14 protein-coding genes and 2 pseudogenes are annotated in these 21088 nt (G+C 59.2%); 11 read left to right on the forward strand and 5 right to left on the reverse strand.

The features are described 5' to 3' along the window. The 3 genes and pseudogenes from narH to narI all read left to right on the forward strand — a co-directional run. Positions 1–426, forward strand: a pseudogene (narH, locus tag BGRAMDRAFT_RS26800) (nitrate reductase subunit beta); the annotation flags it as partial. Between the two features lie 11 nt (positions 427–437). Next, on the forward strand, positions 438–1148 hold the full coding sequence (gene narJ, locus BGRAMDRAFT_RS26805) for a nitrate reductase molybdenum cofactor assembly chaperone (protein WP_044021899.1): 711 nt from the start codon (positions 438–440) through the stop codon (positions 1146–1148). Continuing rightward, entirely contained in the window at positions 1145–1876 is a 732-nt protein-coding gene (gene narI / locus BGRAMDRAFT_RS26810) for a respiratory nitrate reductase subunit gamma (protein WP_006052028.1), read from the forward strand. The genes narJ and narI overlap by 4 nt, the downstream gene beginning before the upstream one ends. Positions 1877–1926: 50 nt before the next feature. Here the strand turns inward: narI and BGRAMDRAFT_RS26815 are convergent, their stop codons facing one another. Continuing rightward, positions 1927–2931, reverse strand: coding sequence for a hypothetical protein (locus BGRAMDRAFT_RS26815; protein ID WP_006052029.1), 1005 nt, complete (start codon positions 2929–2931; stop codon positions 1927–1929). 1041 nt (positions 2932–3972) lie between these two features. On the opposite strand from BGRAMDRAFT_RS26815, the gene BGRAMDRAFT_RS26820 reads away from it, so the two are divergent. Continuing rightward, positions 3973–5304, forward strand: coding sequence for a hypothetical protein (locus tag BGRAMDRAFT_RS26820; protein ID WP_006052030.1), 1332 nt, complete (start codon positions 3973–3975; stop codon positions 5302–5304). Between the two features lie 70 nt (positions 5305–5374). Here the strand turns inward: BGRAMDRAFT_RS26820 and BGRAMDRAFT_RS26825 are convergent, their stop codons facing one another. Both BGRAMDRAFT_RS26825 and BGRAMDRAFT_RS26830 read right to left on the reverse strand, forming a co-directional pair. Continuing rightward, entirely contained in the window at positions 5375–6337 is a 963-nt protein-coding gene (locus BGRAMDRAFT_RS26825; RefSeq protein WP_006052031.1) for an ATP-grasp fold amidoligase family protein, read from the reverse strand. Between the two features lie 135 nt (positions 6338–6472). Next, positions 6473–7354: a GlxA family transcriptional regulator gene (locus BGRAMDRAFT_RS26830; RefSeq protein ID WP_006052032.1), complete on the reverse strand. Its 882-nt coding sequence runs from the start codon at positions 7352–7354 to the stop codon at positions 6473–6475. Positions 7355–8543: 1189 nt separating this feature from the next. Between BGRAMDRAFT_RS26830 and BGRAMDRAFT_RS26835 the strand changes: the two genes are divergently transcribed. From BGRAMDRAFT_RS26835 to BGRAMDRAFT_RS26860, 6 genes are read left to right on the forward strand one after another with little or no spacing between them, the layout of a single operon-like run. Next, a complete protein-coding gene (locus BGRAMDRAFT_RS26835) occupies positions 8544–10790 on the forward strand; it encodes a polysaccharide biosynthesis tyrosine autokinase (protein ID WP_035569443.1) in 2247 nt (748 codons plus the stop codon). Positions 10791–10835: 45 nt separating this feature from the next. Next, positions 10836–11951 (forward strand): glycosyltransferase family 4 protein, encoded by a 1116-nt coding sequence (locus BGRAMDRAFT_RS26840; RefSeq protein ID WP_006052034.1) that lies wholly within the window; start codon positions 10836–10838, stop codon positions 11949–11951. Between the two features lie 21 nt (positions 11952–11972). Continuing rightward, positions 11973–13415 carry a hypothetical protein gene (locus BGRAMDRAFT_RS26845; protein ID WP_006052035.1) on the forward strand — a complete coding sequence of 481 codons (1443 nt, stop codon included), beginning with the start codon at positions 11973–11975 and terminating at the stop codon, positions 13413–13415. 40 nt (positions 13416–13455) lie between these two features. Continuing rightward, positions 13456–14466: a glycosyltransferase family 2 protein gene (locus BGRAMDRAFT_RS26850; protein ID WP_006052036.1), complete on the forward strand. Its 1011-nt coding sequence runs from the start codon at positions 13456–13458 to the stop codon at positions 14464–14466. A 28-nt stretch (positions 14467–14494) separates the two neighbouring features. Next, positions 14495–15811 carry a lipopolysaccharide biosynthesis protein gene (locus BGRAMDRAFT_RS26855; protein ID WP_006052037.1) on the forward strand — a complete coding sequence of 439 codons (1317 nt, stop codon included), beginning with the start codon at positions 14495–14497 and terminating at the stop codon, positions 15809–15811. Positions 15812–15863: 52 nt separating this feature from the next. Next, entirely contained in the window at positions 15864–17051 is a 1188-nt protein-coding gene (locus BGRAMDRAFT_RS26860) for a glycosyltransferase family 4 protein (protein WP_006052038.1), read from the forward strand. On the opposite strand, the gene BGRAMDRAFT_RS26865 is transcribed toward BGRAMDRAFT_RS26860, so the two are convergent. Both BGRAMDRAFT_RS26865 and BGRAMDRAFT_RS26870 read right to left on the reverse strand, forming a co-directional pair. After that, positions 17027–17662, reverse strand: a complete 636-nt coding sequence (locus tag BGRAMDRAFT_RS26865; RefSeq protein ID WP_006052039.1) for a phosphatase PAP2 family protein — start codon at positions 17660–17662, stop codon at positions 17027–17029. The genes BGRAMDRAFT_RS26860 and BGRAMDRAFT_RS26865 overlap by 25 nt on opposite strands. A gap of 76 nt (positions 17663–17738) precedes the next feature. Beyond that, positions 17739–18986, reverse strand: a complete 1248-nt coding sequence (locus BGRAMDRAFT_RS26870; RefSeq protein ID WP_006052040.1) for an O-antigen ligase family protein — start codon at positions 18984–18986, stop codon at positions 17739–17741. Between the two features lie 585 nt (positions 18987–19571). Here BGRAMDRAFT_RS26870 and BGRAMDRAFT_RS26875 point away from each other — a divergent pair. Further along, positions 19572–21085: pseudogene (locus BGRAMDRAFT_RS26875) on the forward strand (mannose-1-phosphate guanylyltransferase/mannose-6-phosphate isomerase). Positions 21086–21088 lie beyond the last annotated feature (3 nt).

Raw genomic sequence — 21088 nt, forward strand, 5'->3', positions numbered from 1 at the left:
GAGGGCCATATAAGCGCGAACGGCGAAATACCCGACGTCACGCAACTGCGGATTCCGGTCAAGTATCTTGCCAATCTTCTGACTGCCGGAGACGAAGCGCCGGTTATCCGCGCACTCGAACGAATGCTGGCAATGCGCACGTATCAGCGCGGCAAGCATGTCGACGGCTGCGAGAATCTGGCAGTGCTCGAGCAGGTCGGCTTGAGCCGCGACGAAGTGGAAGACATGTACCGCGTCATGGCGCTCGCAAGTTATGAGGACCGCTTTATGGTGCCGGGCACGCATCGTGAATACGCGGAGAACCTTTATGACCTGAAGGGCGGTTGCGGCTTCTCATTCGGCAACGGATGTTCGGATGGCGTTGGCGAGACAAGCCTGTTCGGCGGCGAGAAGAGACGCACCATTCCGATCAGGGAGCAGGTATGAAACGGGCCGACATGAATAGTGACGCTCATCATGTGGCCGCTCGCGTGCTGGCGGCGTTACTGAACTATCCCGGCGCTGAACTGCGCGCGGCCTTGCCGGATCTGCGCGTTGCGCTGCAGTCATCAGAGCGGGCGCTTTCCGACGAGAGCCGTGAAGACGTCGTCTCGCTGATCGACACTCTGCAAGACGCCGATGTGCTGGACGCCGAAGCGCTATATGTCGACACATTCGATCGCGGACGCCGAACATCGCTTCATCTATTCGAACATGTGCACGGAGATTCGCGCGAGCGCGGTCCCGCGCTGATCGATCTGCAACAAACGTACGCACAACAAGGCATGTTTCTCACCGCCGATGAATTGCCGGATTACCTGCCGGTCGTTCTCGAATTCGCCGCGATGCAGCCGCAGCATACGGCGCGCGAGTTCCTGGCCGAGATGGCGCATCTGTTGCAATCGATTCATGCGGCGCTCGTGTGTCAGCACAGTCCGTATGCCGCAGCGGTGGCGGCGACGCTGGACCTCGCGGGCGAGCCGGTGCAGCCGCCCGATGCCTCTGCGCGAGCGCCTGCCGAACCTGCGATCGACGACGAATGGCGCGAGCCGGACGCATTTGGCGGATGCCCGGCAACGGTTTCGCATTACGCGCCCGATATTCGGACCATTCAGTTCGTTCGGCGCGACGCCACTTCTTTCGCTGCGCCCAAGGAAGGCTTGCTATGACCGCTATCGACACGCTCCTCTTCGGCATCTATCCCTATGTCTGCTTTACGGTGTTTCTTGTCGGCAGCCTGCTGCGGTACGACCGCGAGCAGTACACGTGGAAAAGCGATTCGTCGCAGCTTCTGCGCTCAGGCACGCTACGCTGCGGCAGTAATCTGTTTCATGTCGGCGTGCTGTTTCTGCTATTCGGGCACTTCTTCGGCATGTTGACGCCGCACTTCGTGTACGAGCCGTTCATCAGCGCGGGCACGAAGCAGATCGTCGCGATGGTCTCCGGCGGAATTGCCGGCTTGCTCGCGCTGATCGGCGTGACGCTGTTGTTGCGCCGGCGTCTCGGCGATCCGCGTATTCGCGCGACGTCGAAGACCAGCGACATTGTTCTGCTTGTGTTGTTGTGGGTGCAACTGGTTTTGGGGCTCGGCACGATTCCGTTGTCCGCGCAACATCTTGATGGCAGTACGATGCTCAGGCTCGCCGGCTGGGCGCAGCACATCGTGACGTTCAGGTCAGGCGCGGTGCAACTGCTCGACGGCGTGAGCTGGGTTTTCAAGGCGCATATGGTGCTCGGCATGACGGTGTTTCTGATCTTCCCGTTCACGCGGCTGGTGCATGTGTGGAGCGGTTTTGCTTCGCTCGCGTATGCGTTGCGGCCGTGGCAGTTAGTTCGCGATCGACGGATGAATCTGCCGGCGAGCCGGCAGGTGCCGCAGCAGCAACGCCGCGGCTAGCAGCGGACGTCGCTTACGTTCGCGCGTGCTCGGTGCCCGATGGCGCGAGATCAAAACCGCACACCGATGCCGCCCTCGATCAAATCCGTATCGCGGTTATAGCGGGTGACCACGCGATTCCACGTCACGCGGGCGAGCCAGCGCGAGCCGAACCGATAGCTCGCCGACACGGCGAAGAGCGCGGAAACGCGGCCGTCGCCCGTGCGGTCTTGCGGAAGGTTGTCGGTCTGCGTGATCGCAACATAAGGACCAACGCCCGCCGATAACGTGAGGCTGTCGCCGAAGAATGCGCGCGTTGCCCACAACTGCACGGCGATGCCGTCGCGCCGCGATTGAATGTGGCCGCCTTCGTGCAGATATGACGCGCTCACGTCGACATAGCGCCATAAGCCGCGCCGGTATTCAAGGCTTCCCGCACTCGCCGATTCTGACTCGTTGCTGTTGAGGATCGTTTTGCCGAACATGACCGTTAGCTCGTTGTTGGTCACGTTCGAGCTTCGCGGCACCGGTCGCTCACGCGGGCCCGGCTCGCCGGACGCCTCGAGCTGATAACCGACGCCGAATAGCAGCGCGGTCGTGTTCGGACCGCCGAACGCATGTACATGATTCAGTTGGGCGAGGGCAATCCAGCGTCGGTCGAAATAATAGGCGGCGCGCAGGCTAGCCAATACGCCCCAGCCGTGGGTGTTCGAATAATCGCCCCCGGCGCTTGCCGCGGTGGTGTCGAAGTACCGGTATGGCCCGGCGCCCGCCGACAATTCGAGGCGATCGTTCCATAGCGGCATACGTCCCCAGGCTTGCAGCGCCTGTCCGTCACGATGATGGTTGGGCAGGTGTCCCTCGTTGAGCCAGGAAAAGCTCCACGCCGCATAGCGCCCCAAACCTTCGCGATACGTCGCGCTCCACGAGTAGGTATTCGAGCCTGCACTAAAAAGGGGACCCGCCAGTAGCGAGAACTCCTGCGCCTGTGCGCAAGAAGAAAAGCCGGCGAGAGCGCCGAACAGAAGCGCCGACAGAGGCGCAAGAACATGTTTGGAGGATCGATTCGCGGACACTATCCGATAGTCACCAGAGTATGTACAACGAAGGTAGTGTGCAGATGGCCGCGGCGCAAGAGAAACAAGGGTCGGTGTGAGGGAATTAGCGCACGGCACTCAACACTATAGCGGCGCGATCGGCGCGTACGTGTGTTGACGCACTAAACGCAGTTGTCGTGTTCTTGATGCGGTGTGCGGGTTTGCTAATAGGACAAATACCCATTAATGCATGCTGTCAGGTGCTTATATCTCTATTGGCGAGGGATGTTTTAATCTCGCTTGGTGAGAGCCTTGCTTGTTGCCCGGTTTGCGAACGCTGGGTTTTTTGTCCGTTGCCAACGACTCGCTCCCCGCTTGAATGCGCTCGAATAGCGTTAACCACGAGAAAGGAAATTTCGTCGGACGATTGAATGCGGAAAATTCCATCCGTCGTTGCGTAGGCGGCGTGCGTTGTTAGATCGGCTTTCGTCTGATGATGGTTAATTTTTCCTATGGCGTGCACCACTTCTGCGCTAGAAAGAAAGACTTACTGCAAGCCCATGTAAAAGAGAACAATTGTCCTAGGGTCGGATGCACTAACGCGCTGTCCATCTAATCTTCCGATCATCATCTGAAAGCAGGAATTTTTGCGTTACGCGAAGTTCTCGGAAAGATTCCTGCTTTTTGCCCCAAAAGCACCGATTTCCGTGTGACCTGTCCAGCATTACCGGGTACGATTTACCCCGGTCGCGACGGAGAAGCGAACAACTTTCCGAGCGAGTGACCGGTAACAGCTGTCTCGCAGGCGGCGTTTCCAGGTGGTCCATTAACGAATCGCGGCGTCGAGCGCATCGCGACGGGCGGAGCTTTTTCTACCGCCAACCGATTTATTCCACGTTGTCTCCGGCAATGTGATCGCACTTATGCAAAGTGCCGATGGCGCAGCATGCAATTGTGCATAGATAAGCACAACGAATTAATAACAATTGTTTTTTTGAATAATCGCAGGTTCTACCGAACTTCACAAACTCATCTTTTGATTTTTTATCGAGAACTTTCTCGACAGTGGGAAAAACAAACATGGTGAAACGACGACAATTCCTCGGCGGCTTGACGGCCCTGGCCGGCAGCTATCTTCTCAGCGCGTGCGGCGGCGGTGGCTCCGGCGACGGCAGCACGGGTTCGACAGCAAAGGCCTCCGCGAGTCCAATGGCGAAAGTCTCGGCCGCGAACGCCTCGGCAAACGGTACGGTGATGCCGGGAGCCGCTTCGATCATTGACGGTTACGGCGACGTATGGACGCTCGTCAACGGCGTGATTTACCGCAACGGCTCGACGGTCGGCAATACGTATAGCGTGTCGCTCGTGCTCTGGTATGGCGGCAAGATATGGCATTGCGGCACCGGCGGTCAGTTCTATGTGAACGCGGATGACGTGCCCGAAAAATGGCTGCATTGCAGCGACCCGCGTATCGACGTGGCGCCCGTTCCGGGCAGCTTCTACGGTATGAACGGACACGCTGACTACACGTATACGCCGGAACAGGTCGTGTCGATTCTGAAGGGAATGAATTGCACGAGCTATCGCGTTGGCGTGACCGACGATCCGAAAGATCTGAATGCGGTCGTCAAGCTTGCGCAAGCGTTTCAGTCGGCGGGACTTACGCTACTCGTGCTGATCGACCAGGGCGTGTATGAATCGGGCGGCCTGATGGGCAGTGAATCCGTTGCCTACAATCGCGGTTATTCGGTCGGCGCAACCGTCGCTAACGCGTTGAAGCCGTATGGCGTGACGATTTACGAGTGCGGCAACGAGTTGACGCGACAGGACGCGACCGTGGTGGACTTCACGTACGCGGGTTCGAAGGCGAGCGACTTCAACAATCAGAACTGGCCGATCATGCGCGGTGTCATGCGCGGCATGATCGACGGCGTGAAGTCGGCGCAGCCGTCCGCGAAGTGCGGGATCAATTTCTGCGTGGCGGACGTGGGCGCCTCGGATGCACTATGGGAAGGCAGGCAGCCGGACGGCAGCGGTGGCCATCCGACGGTGCGTTGGGATGTCACGACGTGGCACAACTACGAAGTATACGGCGACCTGTTCAACGTCGGCACCGACGGTGCGGGACCGGGCTTCGACTTGGCCACGTATTGCAAGGCCCGCTACGGCGTGCCGCTGATTGTCACCGAGTGGAACACCGGGCCGGAGAAGTCGGAGAGCTATCGCGGGACTTACATCTCGGACAGACTCGCCGCGTTCTACAATGCCCGAAAGACCCACAACATCCAGTCGGTCATGTACTACGTTCTGGATAGCGGAAACAACACGTACGGCATAATGGTCGACGGTAAGGCAATCGACGCACCGTACAACGCGTTCACCAGCTTCACGTCCGGCCACGCGGACACCTGAACGACGTCTAAGATGCTGTTGCAATGAACCTGGTTCTCGCCTCCCTCGTGGGGCGAGGCCAGGTTTTATATCAGCGGCAGAAGCTCCGCGGCACCAGTTTCCCCCACTCGTAGTCGATCTTGTCTGGCGTAAAAGGCAGAACGCCCGCGCCCGGAGTGAAAGTTAGCTCACCGAAATAAACGCGGTTATCCGGCGCGTATAGATCGACGCGAACGTAGTCGAAGTCTTCGCATAGTCTCGTGGCCGCGTGCAGAATGGCCTCCAGATTCTCGGGGCGCGGCGCCGGTATCGGGCTGCGTTTGTAGTAGCCAATCGCTATGTCGAGATGATTCCAGTCGACGTCATAGACGTCGCCCCGCGTATTCCCGCCAAATCTGTCCGAAATCACCAGAATGTAGATGATCGGGCGTCCGCTTCTTCCGCCAAAGCAGTGCAGTTTGTAATCGGCAGGAATCTTGCCGCTCTCGTCGAGCAGCAGTTGCTCAAAGAAGATGCGTGGCTTGATCTGCCGATAGTGTCTTTCGCGCGCGATCTTGTAGAAATCGAGCGACAGCCAGTAGTTCGCGAGATCCCGCAGCTTCTCGAACGATGTTGCCGATTTATCCCTGACCACCTCGACGTAACTGCTGCCGTGGTTGGCCTTCATGACGAACGCATTAGGCAGCGCGTCGAATACTTCTTTCGTGAAGACGTCGGGCGTAGCCAGCAACGGTATGACGTGCTGTTCGCCGATTTTCCTCGCAACATACTCGCGAACCGTCAGCTTGTCGGTCAGCTCGACGAACCACGGGTCGGGCCGCAGGCTTTTCTGCAGGATCTTTTCGTTGAACGTAGTGGGGCGCAGCAGGTTCGGATAGCGGCCAATTTCCTTGTGATGCAGCAGGCTCAGAAATATCGGTGCCGGCAGCATCGACTTGGCTGCTTCTTTTAGCCTTCTGGCCGGAGATTCCTTGCGCGGCGCCAAGTGGTGGCTCGCGGTGTCCTCCGGCATATCGGCCTGGTTGGAGAACTGTACAGACTTCGTTGTTGTCATTGTCCGGTCCCTTTTGAATAGCGGCTCGACGCTCAATCGGCGTGCGTAGCCTGCCAGGGCCAGCGGGGACGGCGCGCTATCGCTCTATATATGAGTGGCGCGGCTCCCGCTCACACTGGCATTAGCCGTCAATCGTCAATCGTCGATCGCCACGCATCGTTCCGCGACTTCCAGGCGCTGCTGCGCGCGGAATTGCGTGGGAGACATTCCATAGCGTTCCTTGAAAAGGCGGCCGAGACGATTGCCGTCGCCCATTCCACAACGCCGCGCGATCTTGTCGACGGGCAGATCGGTATTGCGCAGCATTGCGCGGACGACTTCGAAGCGTGTGCGCAGCAAGTACTCGAGGGGCGTCATGCCGAACTCGAACTTGAACCGGCGCTGATAGTTGCGCTTGCTCATTGCCGCGCACTCCGCGGCTTTCGCGACGGAAATAGGATTGCTGTAGTTCTCCTTGATCCACCGCGCCGACTCGCGGATCTTCTCCGTTGTCGTCGTAATGCTCGCATCGTCCAGTTCGAATTTGTCCGACTCGACGTAGGTGGTTTGCAGCGTGTCGGCGATCTTCCGCGCGACTTCGGTACTCAGGTCGCGTTCGATTTGCGCGAGCGCAAGATCGGTCGGCGTCGCGCTGTTGGGACGGGTCGTGGTCGGCGCATCGTCGAACAGGAAGATCGGCACGGTGGAATGCAACGGGTCCTTGCAAATGACCACCAGGTTCGCGCCTTGCTGAATGTCGAACGACGCAATAGAGCCTTGGCGCGCTATCCATGAGAGCAGGCGGTCATTCGACTCCAGTGCCCGCGCAGCGTCGCGGCACGCGACAAACAATGCATGGAAGTCACCGAGCCGATTGCGCTCGATGCTTTGGGTCCAGATCGAAATGCCGGAGGAACTGGTCACGAGCCCGCCGCTTTCAGAAAGTACTGAAAGACGATAGGGTGAGTCGTCGGTCGCGCCTTCAGACAATTCGTTTGCGAGCCGGAACGCGTCGCCGATTGCTCCAGCAGTCGCCATCGAGCATTCCTGCGACACCAGTAGTCCAATGTGCTTTGCAGGTTTCCGTGTCGCCACTCTTGGGCCGCTGCGGTGCGTATCAAGATACGACGAAAGAAAGTCGGTGGAAGTTGTCACGCTTAGTTCTCCAAACAGGGTGAATCACTGTCTACGTGACGAGATTAACGTACTCAAATCACCCTTGCGAACCTGGCCGGTAATCGATGGTGTTTTGGCGCAATAGTGATGATTGGGGAAATTGTTACCTTGCCTGGCTAAATAAAGCCATACAAAAGGCAGTGAAAAGCAGCAAGATTTGCTTCGCATAATTCAGAAGCCGCTAATAAGGGTCGCAGTGCTCTTTCGCCCGAGAAGCCCGTCCGACAAGGCCGCTCGGGGCGCAACGTGCATTGAATGCCGCGATCAACCCTCTGAAGTGTCACTAAATGTTAGTGACAGAAAATTGGCTGACGCGTATCACTCTGTTACATCCATTGCACATAGCTACAACACTTTCTGGATGGGGTGTTGCGCGGAAATCGCTTCGGCGGAATCGGCCATTAGCACCCGAATTTATGCCGCTAATGATCCACTCATTCGCACGAGCGCTATGCTTCACTGCAACATCTGCAGAAATAGCGGTTGCCGCGGTAGGCGCTATGGAATGCCAGCAATGCGCAATATCTTCACCTTTTGGCGTGGATGGTTCCATTGAGGTGTAGTTATTGCCGTGTCCCGAAGTGCCGTGCACTGACGAAGTACGACGAGGCAACGCTCACGCAAGTCCGGGGCCGGACTGCGTATTGGCGACTCGACGATTCGCTCAGCGCTTCATTGAGCAAGCGAACCATTTGTAGAACCAAATAAAACGCGGTGCGCGGCGTAAAGCCGTTGTCCGGAGATTGGGGGATTCGAAGTCTGGAGACGGGGCGAGCCGTGCTGTTGGCGGTGCAGCCTTTGATCGTTCAAGCAGGTGGACAGCCACTTGGCTTGGCAAGACCATGACGTAGCTTCGACCACGCGTCGCGCTACGCCATACGCATTCCTGCCGGAGACGGCTCTGGACTGTGGACCGTTGGTGCAGCCAAGGCGGTGTCGACTCATTACTGTGCCCATCAAACATGGAAGGATCAAACCGGTGGACTACTATCCTCTGAATTCGCTCCCTGGCACTGCCAGTACAGAGCGTGGACAGCTTAGCGCGAGCGCCATGCTCCGTCTCATGCGCGACCATATCTGGGAGATCGTGCTGACAACGGTCGTCGTTTTCAGCCTGGCCGCCGCCTATTTGCTGATTGCGTCGCCGATCTATTCCGCGGATGTACTCATTCGCGTCGATCCGCCAGAACCGAATGCACTCGGCCTCGCACTCCAGAATCAGGAGAACATGCCTCCGCCAGCTCCGTCTCCTGTGACGGAAATGGGCGTGATCCGCAGCCGCTCGGTGCTCGAACCGGTTATTCAGCGCTTCCGTTTCGATGTCTCGGTGACGCCGCGCAAGCTGCCGCTGCTCGGCGATATCGCGGAGAAGTTCGCGACGCCTGGCGAGCCCTCGCGGCCCTGGCTCGGACTCAAGTCATACGCATGGGGAGGCGAGCAGGTAAAGATCGGCGCGCTCGACGTTCCCAAAGATCTCGAAGAAGAAAAAATGACGCTGGTTGCCCGCGACGACAACACGTACGAGTTGCGCGGTCCGCAGGATCAGGTATTCCTCCAGGGCACGGTCGGCAAAGCGGTATCGAGCAACGGCATTTCGATGCGCGTCGATGCACTGGTCGCGCGGCCTGGCACTGAGTTCACGGTCGTACGCTGGAACGCGGTGGACGCCATCAAGCGTTTCGACGCGCTCATCAAGGTCGGCGACAAAGTGAAAGACTCGGGTCTTGTGCAGATCGAGTACACCGACAAGAGTGCGGCAAAGGCTGCGGAAGTCGCCAATGCGTTGGGTCAACAGTACCTGGCGACGGCAATCGCGAGCCGCCAGCTCAACGATACGACGACGCTCGCGTTCATCAACGGAGAACTTCCGCGTCTGCTCGGCGACCTGAGAAAGGCGGAAGAAGCGCTTAAGTCATTCCGCGCCAACTCGCAATCGATGCAGCCGACGGCTGAGGCGCAAGCCTACCTGCAAGGCGGTCTCGACATCGACCGGCAGATTGCGACGCTGCAATTGCAGCGCACGCAGCTTCTCGAACGCTATACGCCGCAAAGCCGCTGGGTGCAGAGCGTCGACACGCAACTCGCGCAGCTCAATAGCGCGAAAGCGAATTTCAGCGGCCACTTCAACGGTATGCCCGCTTCGGAGCGCCAAAGCGTCGATCTTCTGCGCGCGCAGAAAGTCGCGGAGACGATCTATCTGGGCATGGTGCAAAAGGCCGAGCAATTGCAGGTGCGTCGCGCAAGTACTACCGGCGGCGCGCATATCGTCGACCAGGCAATCACGCCGCATCGTCCGGTGAAACCTCAGCCGATTCTCGTGCTGCCAGGCGGTCTCGCACTCGGCATCGTCTCGGGCATCGTGCTGGTGTTCATGCGCCGCCATGTGCTGACGGGCGTTACCGATCCGCGTTATGTCGAACGCAGAATGAGTGTGCCGGTGTTCGGCGAGATCCTGTTCAGTCAGCAGCAGTCGTTGCTCGACAGAACCAGTCCAGGCGCCAAATCATTGCCCGGTGCCGCGGCGCGGGCCGGATTGCCGCAGCCGGTGGCGGGCGGTGCGTCCGAAATACAGGTGGCGGCGGGCGGCAACAGGGTACTGGCCGAACGCTTCCCCAACGATAACTCCGTCGAGGCGCTGCGAGCAGTGCGCACTTCGCTGGCGCGCGATCTGGCGCATGCACGCAACAACATCCTGATGGTGATTGGACCGACGCCGTCGGCAGGAAAGAGCTTTGTCGCGGCCAATATCGCGACCTTGCAGGCAGAGATCGGCGCACGCGTTCTTCTTATCGATGCGGATATGCGTCGCGGTCATCTCGCATCGCTCTTCAATCAGAGCAATCGTGGCGGACTTTCCGAAGTGCTTTCCGACCGGATGCCGCTGCGCAATGCGCTTCGTCATACGGGTATTGAAGGCTTGTCGTTCCTCTCATGCGGATCGCGTCCGGACAACCCGGCTGCATTGCTCGCAAGGCCGCGTTTCAAGGAAGTACTCGAACGCCTCAGCGCGCAATTCGATCTGGTGATCTTCGATACGCCGCCGTTCCTCGCAGTCACCGACGCGTCGATCATTGCAAGCGAAGCCGGTGCATCGCTGCTGGTTTTGCGCTCGGGCATGCAGAGCGAGGAAGAGATTGAAGACACGATCAAGAAGATGGAGCGCGCCGAGGGACGTATTGCAGGCGCTGTGTTCAACGGCATTCCGCTTCGGCGCAGTACTCGCACCTATGGATATGCGACGAACTACGCCAGCGATTACGGCGATGCCGATCCGACCAGCGCACCTCTCCGGACGTGAGCGAGTTGCCACTGTCGTCGATGAATTCGCAAAACGGAGAAGCAGATGGCGTTTGCAATTAACGGGAAATTTACTTCGCAACCCGTCACGGGTGTTCAGAGAGTCGCGTATGAATTGACGAGAGCGATGCAAATGCGGGTTCCCGCAGGCGAGCAGCTCGAGATCTACGTCCCGCGCAATGCGAGAGAGCCGGGGGCGCTGTTGAAATGGCAACGGCGCTTTTCGTGGCTGCGCGGCACGCTATGGGAGCAGATCACGCTGCCCATCGCCGCGAGAGGTGTCACGCTTCTGAATCTGTGCAACATGAGTCCGCTGTTCAAGCGCCGCCAGGTCGTCATGGTCCACGACATGGCGGTGTACGACGTACCTGGCGGATTCTCGAAGAAGTTCTTGCTGTGGTATCGCCTGTGCTTTTTCATGTTGCCGCGCATGGCGCCAACGATCCTGACCGTGTCGAAGTTCTCCCGATCGCGTATTTGCCATCACCTGAAAATCGATGAGTCGCGAGTCGCAGTCGTGCATCCCGCAGCGGATCACCTCGACCGCGTGACGTCGGAGCCCGCGGTATTGGAGCGCCTGAGTCTCGTCAAGGACGCGTATTGCGTAGTGGTCGGGAGTCTCGATCCGCGCAAGAACCTGCAACGCGTGCTGGAAGCAATTGAGAAGCTCGGCCATCTCGACCATGTGAAGTTCGTCGTGGTCGGCGGAAAGAATGCGCGCATTTTCAACAGCGAACTGGCTGAGGAAAAGCCGCAGTCCGAGAAAGTGGTGTGGGCCGGTTTCGTGACTGACGGCGAACTCAAGGCGCTCTATGAAAACGCGGGCTGTCTGGTGTTTCCGTCGCTATACGAAGGATTCGGCTTGCCGCCGCTCGAGGCCATGTACTGCGGATGTCCGGTCGTCGCTTCTTCGCGGACGTCGATACCCGAAGTGTGCGGAGATGCGGCGCTGTATTGCGACGCGACGTCCGCAGACGATATTGCCAAAAAGATCTCGCTCATGATGACCGACGACGCACTCCGCCAACGCTACAAGACAATGGGATTCGCGCGTGCGCGCGAATTCCGCTGGGATGTGACGGCGCAGACGGTGCTCGAGATCCTCAAGGGGCAGGCGGGCGTTCGGTTGTCGGGCGTGCCGGCCCGCGCGTCGGCGAGCTAACGCATGTCGGTAGGCAGGCCAATGTATCGCATTCGAAAGAGTGCCGGCAGACGTCGGGCGTTGCGAACCATTGCGGGCCTCCTTGGCGCCGCGATACCGCTCGCGTACGGCAAGACATCGCCGTCAGGAAGCGCCGCGCCGCAAACGGGCAGCAGCGGCGGTCGCAGGATCACGGATCTGATCGGCGCGAACGGCTGGGCAGGCGCAAGCCGCGACGTCGAAATGTGGCGTCAAATGGGTATCACATGGGGGCGCGATTCGGTGGGCCCAGGGCAGCCGGAATCGCCGAGAGCACCCATGCGTGTCGACAAGACGGGGTCGCAATTCGACGCCGATCTTCCGACAGCGCTGCTCTTGAACAATCGCAACGGCATCAAGTCGCTGCTGTTGCTCGGCTATACGGCGCCGTGGAACGCCACTGTTCCCGGCGACAGCAATTCCGCGCCGATGGATGTCGGCGCGTGGACGCGCTATGTCGAGGCTGCCGTGCGCAAGTACTCCGCTCCGCCGTTCAACCTGCGCTACTTCCAGATCTGGAATGAGGCGGCCGGAACGTTGTCTGGCGGCGCGCAGCAGGCGACGTTCTGGCACGGTCCGACCTTCAGCAAGGACGGCAAGCACGAGAAGCCGTACGAGCGTGCCATGCAGGATTACGTGGAGCGAGTGCATCTGCCCGCTGCCCGCATTATCCGCAAGTACAACGCCTATATCGTCTACGGGGGGTGGCCCGATCAGGGCGGTCTGTCCAATTACTGTAAGTGGCTCGAGTACAGAAGTCCTGCATCGAACGAACGCATGCTGGACTGGGTCGACTATCTCGACACTCACTACCTCGGTGTGCGCGATCTCGACGAGCTGTATCAGCGGTATGTGAAGAACGGACCGGCGAGAGGCATCTGGCAAACCGAGATCGGCGATGCGTATATGAAGGACCCGCATTACCTGCCAGAGTACTTCTTCGACTTCGCGGTATGGGCACTCGATCACAACTGGGACGATCCGAACAAATACGTCTCGATGATCTATCACTGGGACGGCTATGAGCCATTCCGTCTGACTCATCGGGGGCCGCCGGTACGTACTTACAACGTGTCGGGCAGGAGCCTCATCGTGCTTCATCAGACTGTTTCAGGGCCGCTGGCAAGTTTGTCGAACCCTTTGCAATTTGGTCCAGGCGCTTCGGGCAGTGGCTTGCGTTCGGGCAATGACATCGTGCTCCAGGTGAGCGCGTCGGCGGGTTGGCGAAGGGTGACAGTAGCGGGACTCAAGCGACCCGCGTCGCGCGAAGTAAAGGTTGAGTTCATAGATGCGTTGACGGGCACAGTAAGTGCACAGGACGCGATGACGACCACCTGGAGTAACGACGGTTTGCAATTGAGCTTCAAGGTACCCGATCGGGTCAACGGTGCAGGAAACGATCCGCCGACCCACCTTGCGTATATCGCGGTCCGTTCCCTTGCGTAGCCATTCCGATTCACCGAAACATCAGACAGCGTCGAATGCCATGAACCAGGTCACAGTTGTCATCTGCAACTACAACTACGAACGCTATTTAGCGGACGCGATCGACTCCGCGCTCAATCAGGACTATCCCGGCACGCGCGTCGTCGTGCTCGACGACGGCTCGACGGATGGCTCGCGCGCGATCATCGAGAAGTACGGCAGCCGCATCACAGCGATCTTCCAGGAGAACGGCGGCCAGGTGTCCGCCTACAACCATGCGATCAGCGCGCTCGAAACGGAATACGCGATCCTGCTCGATTCGGACGACATTCTGTATCCGAGCGCCGTATCGGAAGTCATGGAGCTTTTCTCCAGCGGCGCGTGGGCCAAGGTGCAGTTCAGGCTCGACGTGATGGACGCAAACGGCGCAACGACAGGCGCTTATGTGCCGAACACCGAGCCGCCGCCCAATTGCGGAGAGCTGTTGCAAGCGGGCTGGCTGTACCCGTCGCCGCCCGCCTCGGGCAATGCTTATCGGGTGAGTGCGCTAAAGCAGGTCTTTCCGGTTCCCGCACCGGGCATCAATCGCTACGGCGCCGACTTCTTCGCGATCTACGGAGCTGCGCTGGTCGGCCCGGTCGCGACGCTGCGCAAATCGCTCGGCGGCTATCGCGTGCATAACGCCGATGGCGGCACGGTGTCGTTCGCCAATTCCGAGCAGATTTCCAAGGCGCCCAAAGCGTTGGGTATGCGCTGGGCAATTCTGCGCAACATCGCGCGGTCGCGTCTCGGTATCGAGTTGTCGCCGACGTTTCATGATTTCGGCCACGAGAAGGCGATCTTCTGCTCAAGCGTCTATCGCGCGACGTTCGCGCACCGCTGGCGCTGGATGATGCGCGATTCGCGGGGCTATTTCCACGCGATCCTGGCCAATCCATTCTGGAGTGTGAAGAAGAAATTCGGAACTGTGGTTCTTTCCGGCTTGTGCCTCGTGCCGTACTCGCCGCTTTCTGACTTTGTGGTTCGCTACATATCGAACCCGCTTGCGCGTCGGCGCATGGCGCAGCGTTAAGCCCGGGAGCAGGCATTTGGAGAACGGAATGGAAAGACGAGACAACGCAAGCGTCATTGCGTTTGTTTACGGCGGATATCTGATGAGGTACGTGTACCTCATCATCGTGGTGCCGTTCTACGGAAGAATTCTCGGCGTCGCCGAGTATGGGCGAGTGCTCGCGTCGATGTCGCTCATGAACGTCATCTGGATGCTCGTGAGCTACGGCTTCACCTTCGTCGGCATGCGCGAAGTCGCTAAAGCGCATTCGGCGAAGGAGTGCAATGCAATCTATTCGCTTCACGTGAGCGCGCGGCTCATGCTCGCCGTGATTGGCGGAAGCATCGGTCTGATTGCGACGATGTGCTCGCCCACCTTGTCCGAGCGGCCGCTGATCGGCGTGCTGGGCACGCTGCTCGGCATCGTGTCGGCAATGAATCTCGGCTGGCTATTCCAGGGCCGTCAGCGTTTTCGCACGCCGATCATGATCGAGGTATTCGGCTTTGCCGTGAGCCTCGTTCTGGTGCTGAGCCTCGTGAGAAAGCCCGAGGATTCCGTATGGGTGCTGGCGAGTCTGCTGGTTGCCGGCGTGGCGTCGTCGATCATTTCGTATGGCATCACCACGTCGCAATTGGGACTGCCCCGACTGAAAGTGGAAGGCGTGATGCCGCTCATTCGCAGCTCGACGATGCTCTTTTGCTACTCGTCAGGCTCCGTTGTATTGACGGCGTCGTCCACCTATCTATTGACGCTCTTGTCGACGCCGGCTCAGGTCGGCTATTTCGGCGCGGCAGAGCGTTTCGCCACCATTGCACTGAGCCTGATGGGGCCGGCATCGCAGGTATTCGTGCCGACTATTTCGCGGCAGCTCGCACACGGCGACAAAGAGGGCGCGCACGCGACCACGCGCCGTGGCGCGGCGCTTCTGCTCGGTTATGGACTGCTCGTATTCTGCGGCGCAATGACGTTGTCGCCGTTCCTGTTGCCGTTGATTCTCGGCGCCGAGTTCGAGCCTGCCGCACGCATTCTTCAATGTTTCGCATGGATGTTCCCGTTCGTCGCGTTCAACGAATTCGTCGCGTTTTACGTATTCGTTCCGCGCAAGAAAGACCGGCTGCTCGCGTTTGCCGGGCTCGCCTCCGGCCTCGCCAACCTGGCCGCGGCACTGATTCTTGCGCCGCGCTTTGGAGCAATGGGCATGGCCATGGCTCGTGTATTCGGTGAAGCAACGCTCGCCGTGATCCTGCTGGTCATCATGGTCCGTCTCGAACTGATCGGACTGGTGCCGGGCGCGCGGCGCGCCGCTGGAATGCTGGGGCTGGCGTGGGGTGTAAGAGCCCAGACAAGCGCGGCCAAAGACAAGTGAAACGGATTGCCGCCGGTGAAGCGTCCGGCGCGTCATCTCACAGGAGAGAGAAGTGAAAGTCGCTATTGTTCACGATTGGCTGGTGGTTTCGGGCGGCGCAGAGAAGGTTTTGAAGAACATTATCGAATGCTTTCCGAAAGCGGACGTCTTTTCGATTGTCGACTTTCTCGAAGATCGCGATTGCGTGAAAGGGAAACCCGTCAACACGTCGTTCATTCAGAAGATGCCGTTTGCGCGCAAGCGCTACAGAGCTTATCTCCCGTTGATGCCGATTGCGATCGAGCAACTGGACCTGTCCGCGTACGATCTGGTCATTTCGAGTTCGCACGCGGTGGCCAAGGGTGTACTGACCGGACCCAATCAGATTCACATCAGCTATGTGCATTCGCCGATCCGCTATGCGTGGGATCTGCAGCATCAGTACTTGCGCGAATCGCATCTGAACAAGGGCGTGAAGTCGATCATGGCGCGCGCGCTGCTGCACTACATTCGCGGCTGGGATTCGCGTTCGGCGAATGGCGTGGATCATCTGCTGGCGAATTCGCACTTCATCGCGCGGCGGATCAAGAAGGCTTATCAGCGCGACGCGACGGTTATCTATCCGCCTGTCGATCTCGACAACATGGTGATGTGCACGCAGAAAGAAAACTTCTACGTGACGGCCTCGCGGATGGTGCCTTATAAGCGCATCGACCTGATCGTGAGGGCCTTCTCGCAGACACCCGAGCGCCGGCTGGTCGTGATCGGCGACGGCCCGGAAATGAAGCGGATCAAAGCGACTGCGGGGCCGAACGTGACGATACTCGGTCACCAGCCTCTCGAAGTACTCGTCGATCATTTGCGACGCGCCCGCGCATTCGTTTTCGCGGCGGAAGAGGACTTCGGTATTTCGGTCGTGGAAGCGCAGGCTTGCGGCACGCCGGTGATTGCTTTCGGCAGGGGCGGTGCGCTCGAGTCGGTTATCGGCTTGCCTCTGGAGCAGCCCACAGGTGTCTTCTTCGGCGAGCAGACGGCGGAGTCATTGCTCGAAGCGGTGACACGCTTCGAGCGCAATGCCTCTCTGTTCGATCCGGTGAATTGCCGTCAGAATGCCGAGCGGTTCTCAACCGAGAACTTCAAGACGGCATTGACGGACTTTATCGACGCACGGCTTTTGCGCAGCTCGATCGAACAGCTTCGCCCCTACCTGGTGCGCGAGCGCACGGCAGAGGAGCGTCACCTTGCGAGTATGCCCTCGTAAGACTGAATGCGGTATTTGACGCGGCCGGCGAGAGCCATGATCGAATGAGCATGGCTATGTATTTGCGGTGACCGCGTTTCAATGAGCCGCTGAAGCGGCGCCTGATGCCCATAGGCGAGCACGCAGACGCACAGAAAGCTCGCCGCCGACCATGCGGGCCGTGGGCGTTCGAACTCCACGGAAAGCGCCTTTCGCAAGAAGAGCAGCGCGACGATTGCGCCCAGAATCCAGCCTGAAATGACTTCGGGTACGGAATGCGAAAGGTCCATCAGGCGCGACACGCCAGTCAACGCACCGATAACCAGACCGGCCGCAATACCCAGAAACGCCGGCAGACGCCACCATCTGAGCTGCAATGCGAGGGCCACCATCCACACGGAGGTGGAGAGCATCGCGTGGCCGCTAATCACGCGGAAATCAGACGCCGGAAACGATATGCCCCAGCCCGCATAGAAGATCTTGCTCGCGCCGACAATAGCGACGCCGGCTGCGAGCATCGCGATCCACCGGCAGGCCAGCTTGACGTCGAATAGTGCGATCCAGCAGGCGCAAACAGCGGCCACGGGCAACGTGACGGCCGCATCGCCTATGTTAGTGAATACAGTCCACATAGGGTTCTCGTTGTTGTTGGGTTCTCTACAGCGGGATCTTTGTGTTCCCGCTGTACCGGAGTGGGCGCAGGTACTATCAGACGCGCGAGCGAATCAGCGAGTTCCGCCGATTGAATTCCGCCGAGATTGCATTGGCCGATTGCGAGGCCAGCAGTAGCGAGATCACGAGCGAGAGGATCAGGACATTGGAAGGCGACACGAGGCGATGTTCCGTTGCCGCCATGACCAGCAGGCAAATAGAAGAGATCTCGACGAACCGGAAGGCGGCGAAGTTCTGACCGCCTCCCACGAGCGCGCCCGCAGCCGCTCCATGCTTGCTCCAATCAACGAGTCTCCAGAAGAAGCTCAGCAGCAGGAAAAGACCGACGACACCGGTTTCCGCGAGGAAATTGAGGTACGAGTTGTGGGCGTGCGAATCGCTATGTTCGACGAGGACGTTCGACGGCGCACCGAACAGGTGAAAGTATGAAGTCACATTGCCGATGTGATCGTCGAAAGAACCGAAGCCCATACCCACGATCGGACTTTGCTCGAAATAGGCGAGCGCGCGCGGCCACAGCCACTCATACCGGATGTTCAGATTGGCGACCTTCGCATCCTGGTTGTGGATACTGAACGGGTAGCCCATGTAGTCGACGGTGGCGTCTGTGTGATAGAACGCCATTGCAAGCGAACCTGCTATGAGCACGCCCATCAACGCAGCCAGCAGCCAGCGCTTGCGGCCGAAATAAAGGTACGGCAGTACCGCAGCCGCGCCGAGCAGCGAACCGCGGCTATACGTGGAGAACAGCATCAGTGCGTTCATCGCGAGTAGCCCGAGCAGCAGTTTGCTGCGCTTTTGCAGGTAGCAGCCCACGCCGAGGCAGAACAGCATGGCGAAGAATCCGCCCGCCGCATTGCGCGCGATGAAGTAGCTGCCGAAGCTTTTGTCCGGATTCGTGAAGATGCCGAGGAGTCCGGTGCTGACGATGTACACCGCGTACGGCGGGATATTGATGCCGACCGCGAAAATAAAAAACGCGCGAAGTACTTTGTTCAGATCGAGACGATGCGCGTACAGGCAACCGGCAAAAATGGGAGCATACGAAATGAAGAAGTTACCGTCGCGCCGATAGAAATCGAATTCGGCAAAAGACTGAGGATCGTAGAGCAGCGTCGAGACGACGATCACGACCGTCAGCGCGGTGAGCGGCGTAATGAACGCCGGATAGCGGCGACCGTAAAAGCGCCACGCGTACACGAAGATCGGCACGAAGCCGACCGCGCTGAGAGGCACGAAATTCGTAACCGTTAGAAACAGCGCAAGTAGCGAAATGTAAGCCATTGCGACTCCCGGAAAACAAATGGCGCATAGCTTGCAATGACAGTGCCATTACGTGCGAAGACAACCTGGTTGGAGGTGCGGTGCACCACGATGGCGGTGCACCTGAACGGAATCGGGGTCCTACGTCTCGATGAACGAACTGCCCATCTGTCATGAAGGTACTCGCGAAGGTACCACGTCTAGGCACTGATTTCCACGCGCTACCGCACACACAGCGGCCATAAGAAAGGCCACAGTGGCCGATGTGCGGGCTAATGCGACGAGGCTGGCCAAAACCTCAACTGAACGCGCCACCATTGCTGTGGTGCAGCGTGAGGTGACTATGATGGATCACATCGAGTCATGCTTGAGTGGCATCGGCTTTCTGGCGCCACGCCGATATGTGTGCCGCTAACGCTCGCCTGGTGCGAGAACTTCGGTGCGCATCCCTAGCTTTGCGCGGACAGAACGGCTCGCCGAGCCCGTTGATGCCCACACCCCGTTATTGATCACACGTGAGACCGGAGCAGTGCCGACGTGCAGCGTATTTCGTCGGCGCTTATGCGATTAATCGCGCTTTGGCTTGCCCGTCCAGGAGCAATAAAAATGGATAAAGTTTTTGCAACCGCACACGAGAACGACAACGAGACGCAAAGCGCCGCGTCGCAGGAATGCACCACGCTCGCACAGGTGATTCTCGCAGGCGGCTCAGGCACGCGTCTATGGCCCGTATCACGCGAGCAGTTCCCGAAGCAGCTTATCGACGTGATCGGCGATCAGACGCTGTTGCAGGCCACGATGGGACGCATGAATAACTTCAGTCCTCTCTGGGCGGTCGCTCCAGAACCGGTGATTGTGTGCGGTGCCGAACATTACTTTGCACCTGCGAGCAGGCGCGCGAAAGCGGCGTGAAGGCACGGGTCGTCGTCGAACCTGGCCGCCGCGATACGGCTCCTGCACTCACGCTTGCTGCGCTGGCTGCAGCGTCGGACGGCAACGACGTGATTCTCGTCGCGATGCCCGCGGACCACGCTATTGCAGATCTCGATGCGCTTCATAAGGCAATCGAAATAGCTGCGCGTCATGCCGACGCAGGCGCAATCGCGACGCTCGGCGTTCCGCCCACCGGCGCGGATACGGGCTTCGGCTATATCCGCCTGGGTGCTGCGTTGAACGACGGCGCGCGCCGCATCGAACGTTTCGTTGAAAAGCCGGCGCCCGAACTTGCGGCGCAGTATGTCGAGTCCGGCAATTACTGGTGGAATAGCGGCATGTTCGTCGTGCGTGCGTCCGTATGGCTTGCCGTCATCAAGCAATTTCAGCCGCAAATTCACGATGCCTGCGTGCGCGCTTACGAAGGCGCCAAAGTCAACGACGGCTGCATCGTTCCCGATGCCGAGGCCTTCCTGCAATCGCCGTCGGACTCGATCGACTACGCGGTGATGGAACATCTCGGCAAGCCCGAATCGCAATTCGCGGGGATCGTCGTGCCGCTGCAAGCGGGATGGTCGGACCTCGGTTCATGGGACGCCGTGTGGCAGGCAATGGAAAAGGACGAGTGCGGCAACGCGTCGAATGGACGCGTTCTTTTCGAAGGCGCGACGGCAACGTATGCGCGTTCGCAAGGCGGCCGGCTCGTCGCATGTGTCGGCACCAACGACCTGATCGTCGTCGAAACGGACGACGCGGTTCTGGTGGCCGACCGCTCGCATGTGCAGGACATCAAGGGACTCGTGTCGCGCATCAAGGCCGAAAATTCGCCGGAAGCGGATGCGCACCGCAAAGTGCGTCGTCCGTGGGGCTTTTACGATTCGATCGATCACGGCGACCGCTTTCAGGTTAAACGCATCGTGGTAATGCCGGGCGCGCGCCTGTCGTTGCAGATGCATCATCACCGCGCGGAGCACTGGATTGTGGTGAGCGGCACCGCGCTCGTCACACGCGGAGAAGAAAAATTCCTGCTTGGCGAAAACGAGTCGACGTATATCCCACTCGGTGTCACGCATCGTCTCGAGAACCCAGGTTGCGTTCCGCTTCAGATCATCGAGGTGCAGTCCGGCGCCTATCTCGGCGAAGACGACATCGTCCGGTTCGACGACAAATATGGCCGTGCGGGTTAATCG

It is taken from the genome of Paraburkholderia graminis C4D1M, assembly GCF_000172415.1.
Classification (GTDB): Bacteria; Pseudomonadota; Gammaproteobacteria; order Burkholderiales; family Burkholderiaceae; genus Paraburkholderia; species Paraburkholderia graminis.

Coding starts and splice junctions, on each gene's coding strand:
- narI (WP_006052028.1), top strand. CDS start 1,145: ATGACCGCTATCGACACGCTCCTCTTCGGCATCTATCCCTATGTCTGC.
- BGRAMDRAFT_RS26865 (WP_006052039.1), bottom strand. CDS start 17,662: ATGTGGACTGTATTCACTAACATAGGCGATGCGGCCGTCACGTTGCCC.
- BGRAMDRAFT_RS26850 (WP_006052036.1), top strand. CDS start 13,456: ATGAACCAGGTCACAGTTGTCATCTGCAACTACAACTACGAACGCTAT.
- BGRAMDRAFT_RS26855 (WP_006052037.1), top strand. CDS start 14,495: ATGGAAAGACGAGACAACGCAAGCGTCATTGCGTTTGTTTACGGCGGA.
- BGRAMDRAFT_RS26830 (WP_006052032.1), bottom strand. CDS start 7,354: ATGGCGACTGCTGGAGCAATCGGCGACGCGTTCCGGCTCGCAAACGAA.
- BGRAMDRAFT_RS26820 (WP_006052030.1), top strand. CDS start 3,973: ATGGTGAAACGACGACAATTCCTCGGCGGCTTGACGGCCCTGGCCGGC.
- narJ (WP_044021899.1), top strand. CDS start 438: ATGAATAGTGACGCTCATCATGTGGCCGCTCGCGTGCTGGCGGCGTTA.
- BGRAMDRAFT_RS26840 (WP_006052034.1), top strand. CDS start 10,836: ATGGCGTTTGCAATTAACGGGAAATTTACTTCGCAACCCGTCACGGGT.
- BGRAMDRAFT_RS26870 (WP_006052040.1), bottom strand. CDS start 18,986: ATGGCTTACATTTCGCTACTTGCGCTGTTTCTAACGGTTACGAATTTC.
- BGRAMDRAFT_RS26825 (WP_006052031.1), bottom strand. CDS start 6,337: ATGACAACAACGAAGTCTGTACAGTTCTCCAACCAGGCCGATATGCCG.
- BGRAMDRAFT_RS26845 (WP_006052035.1), top strand. CDS start 11,973: ATGTATCGCATTCGAAAGAGTGCCGGCAGACGTCGGGCGTTGCGAACC.
- BGRAMDRAFT_RS26835 (WP_035569443.1), top strand. CDS start 8,544: ATGCTCCGTCTCATGCGCGACCATATCTGGGAGATCGTGCTGACAACG.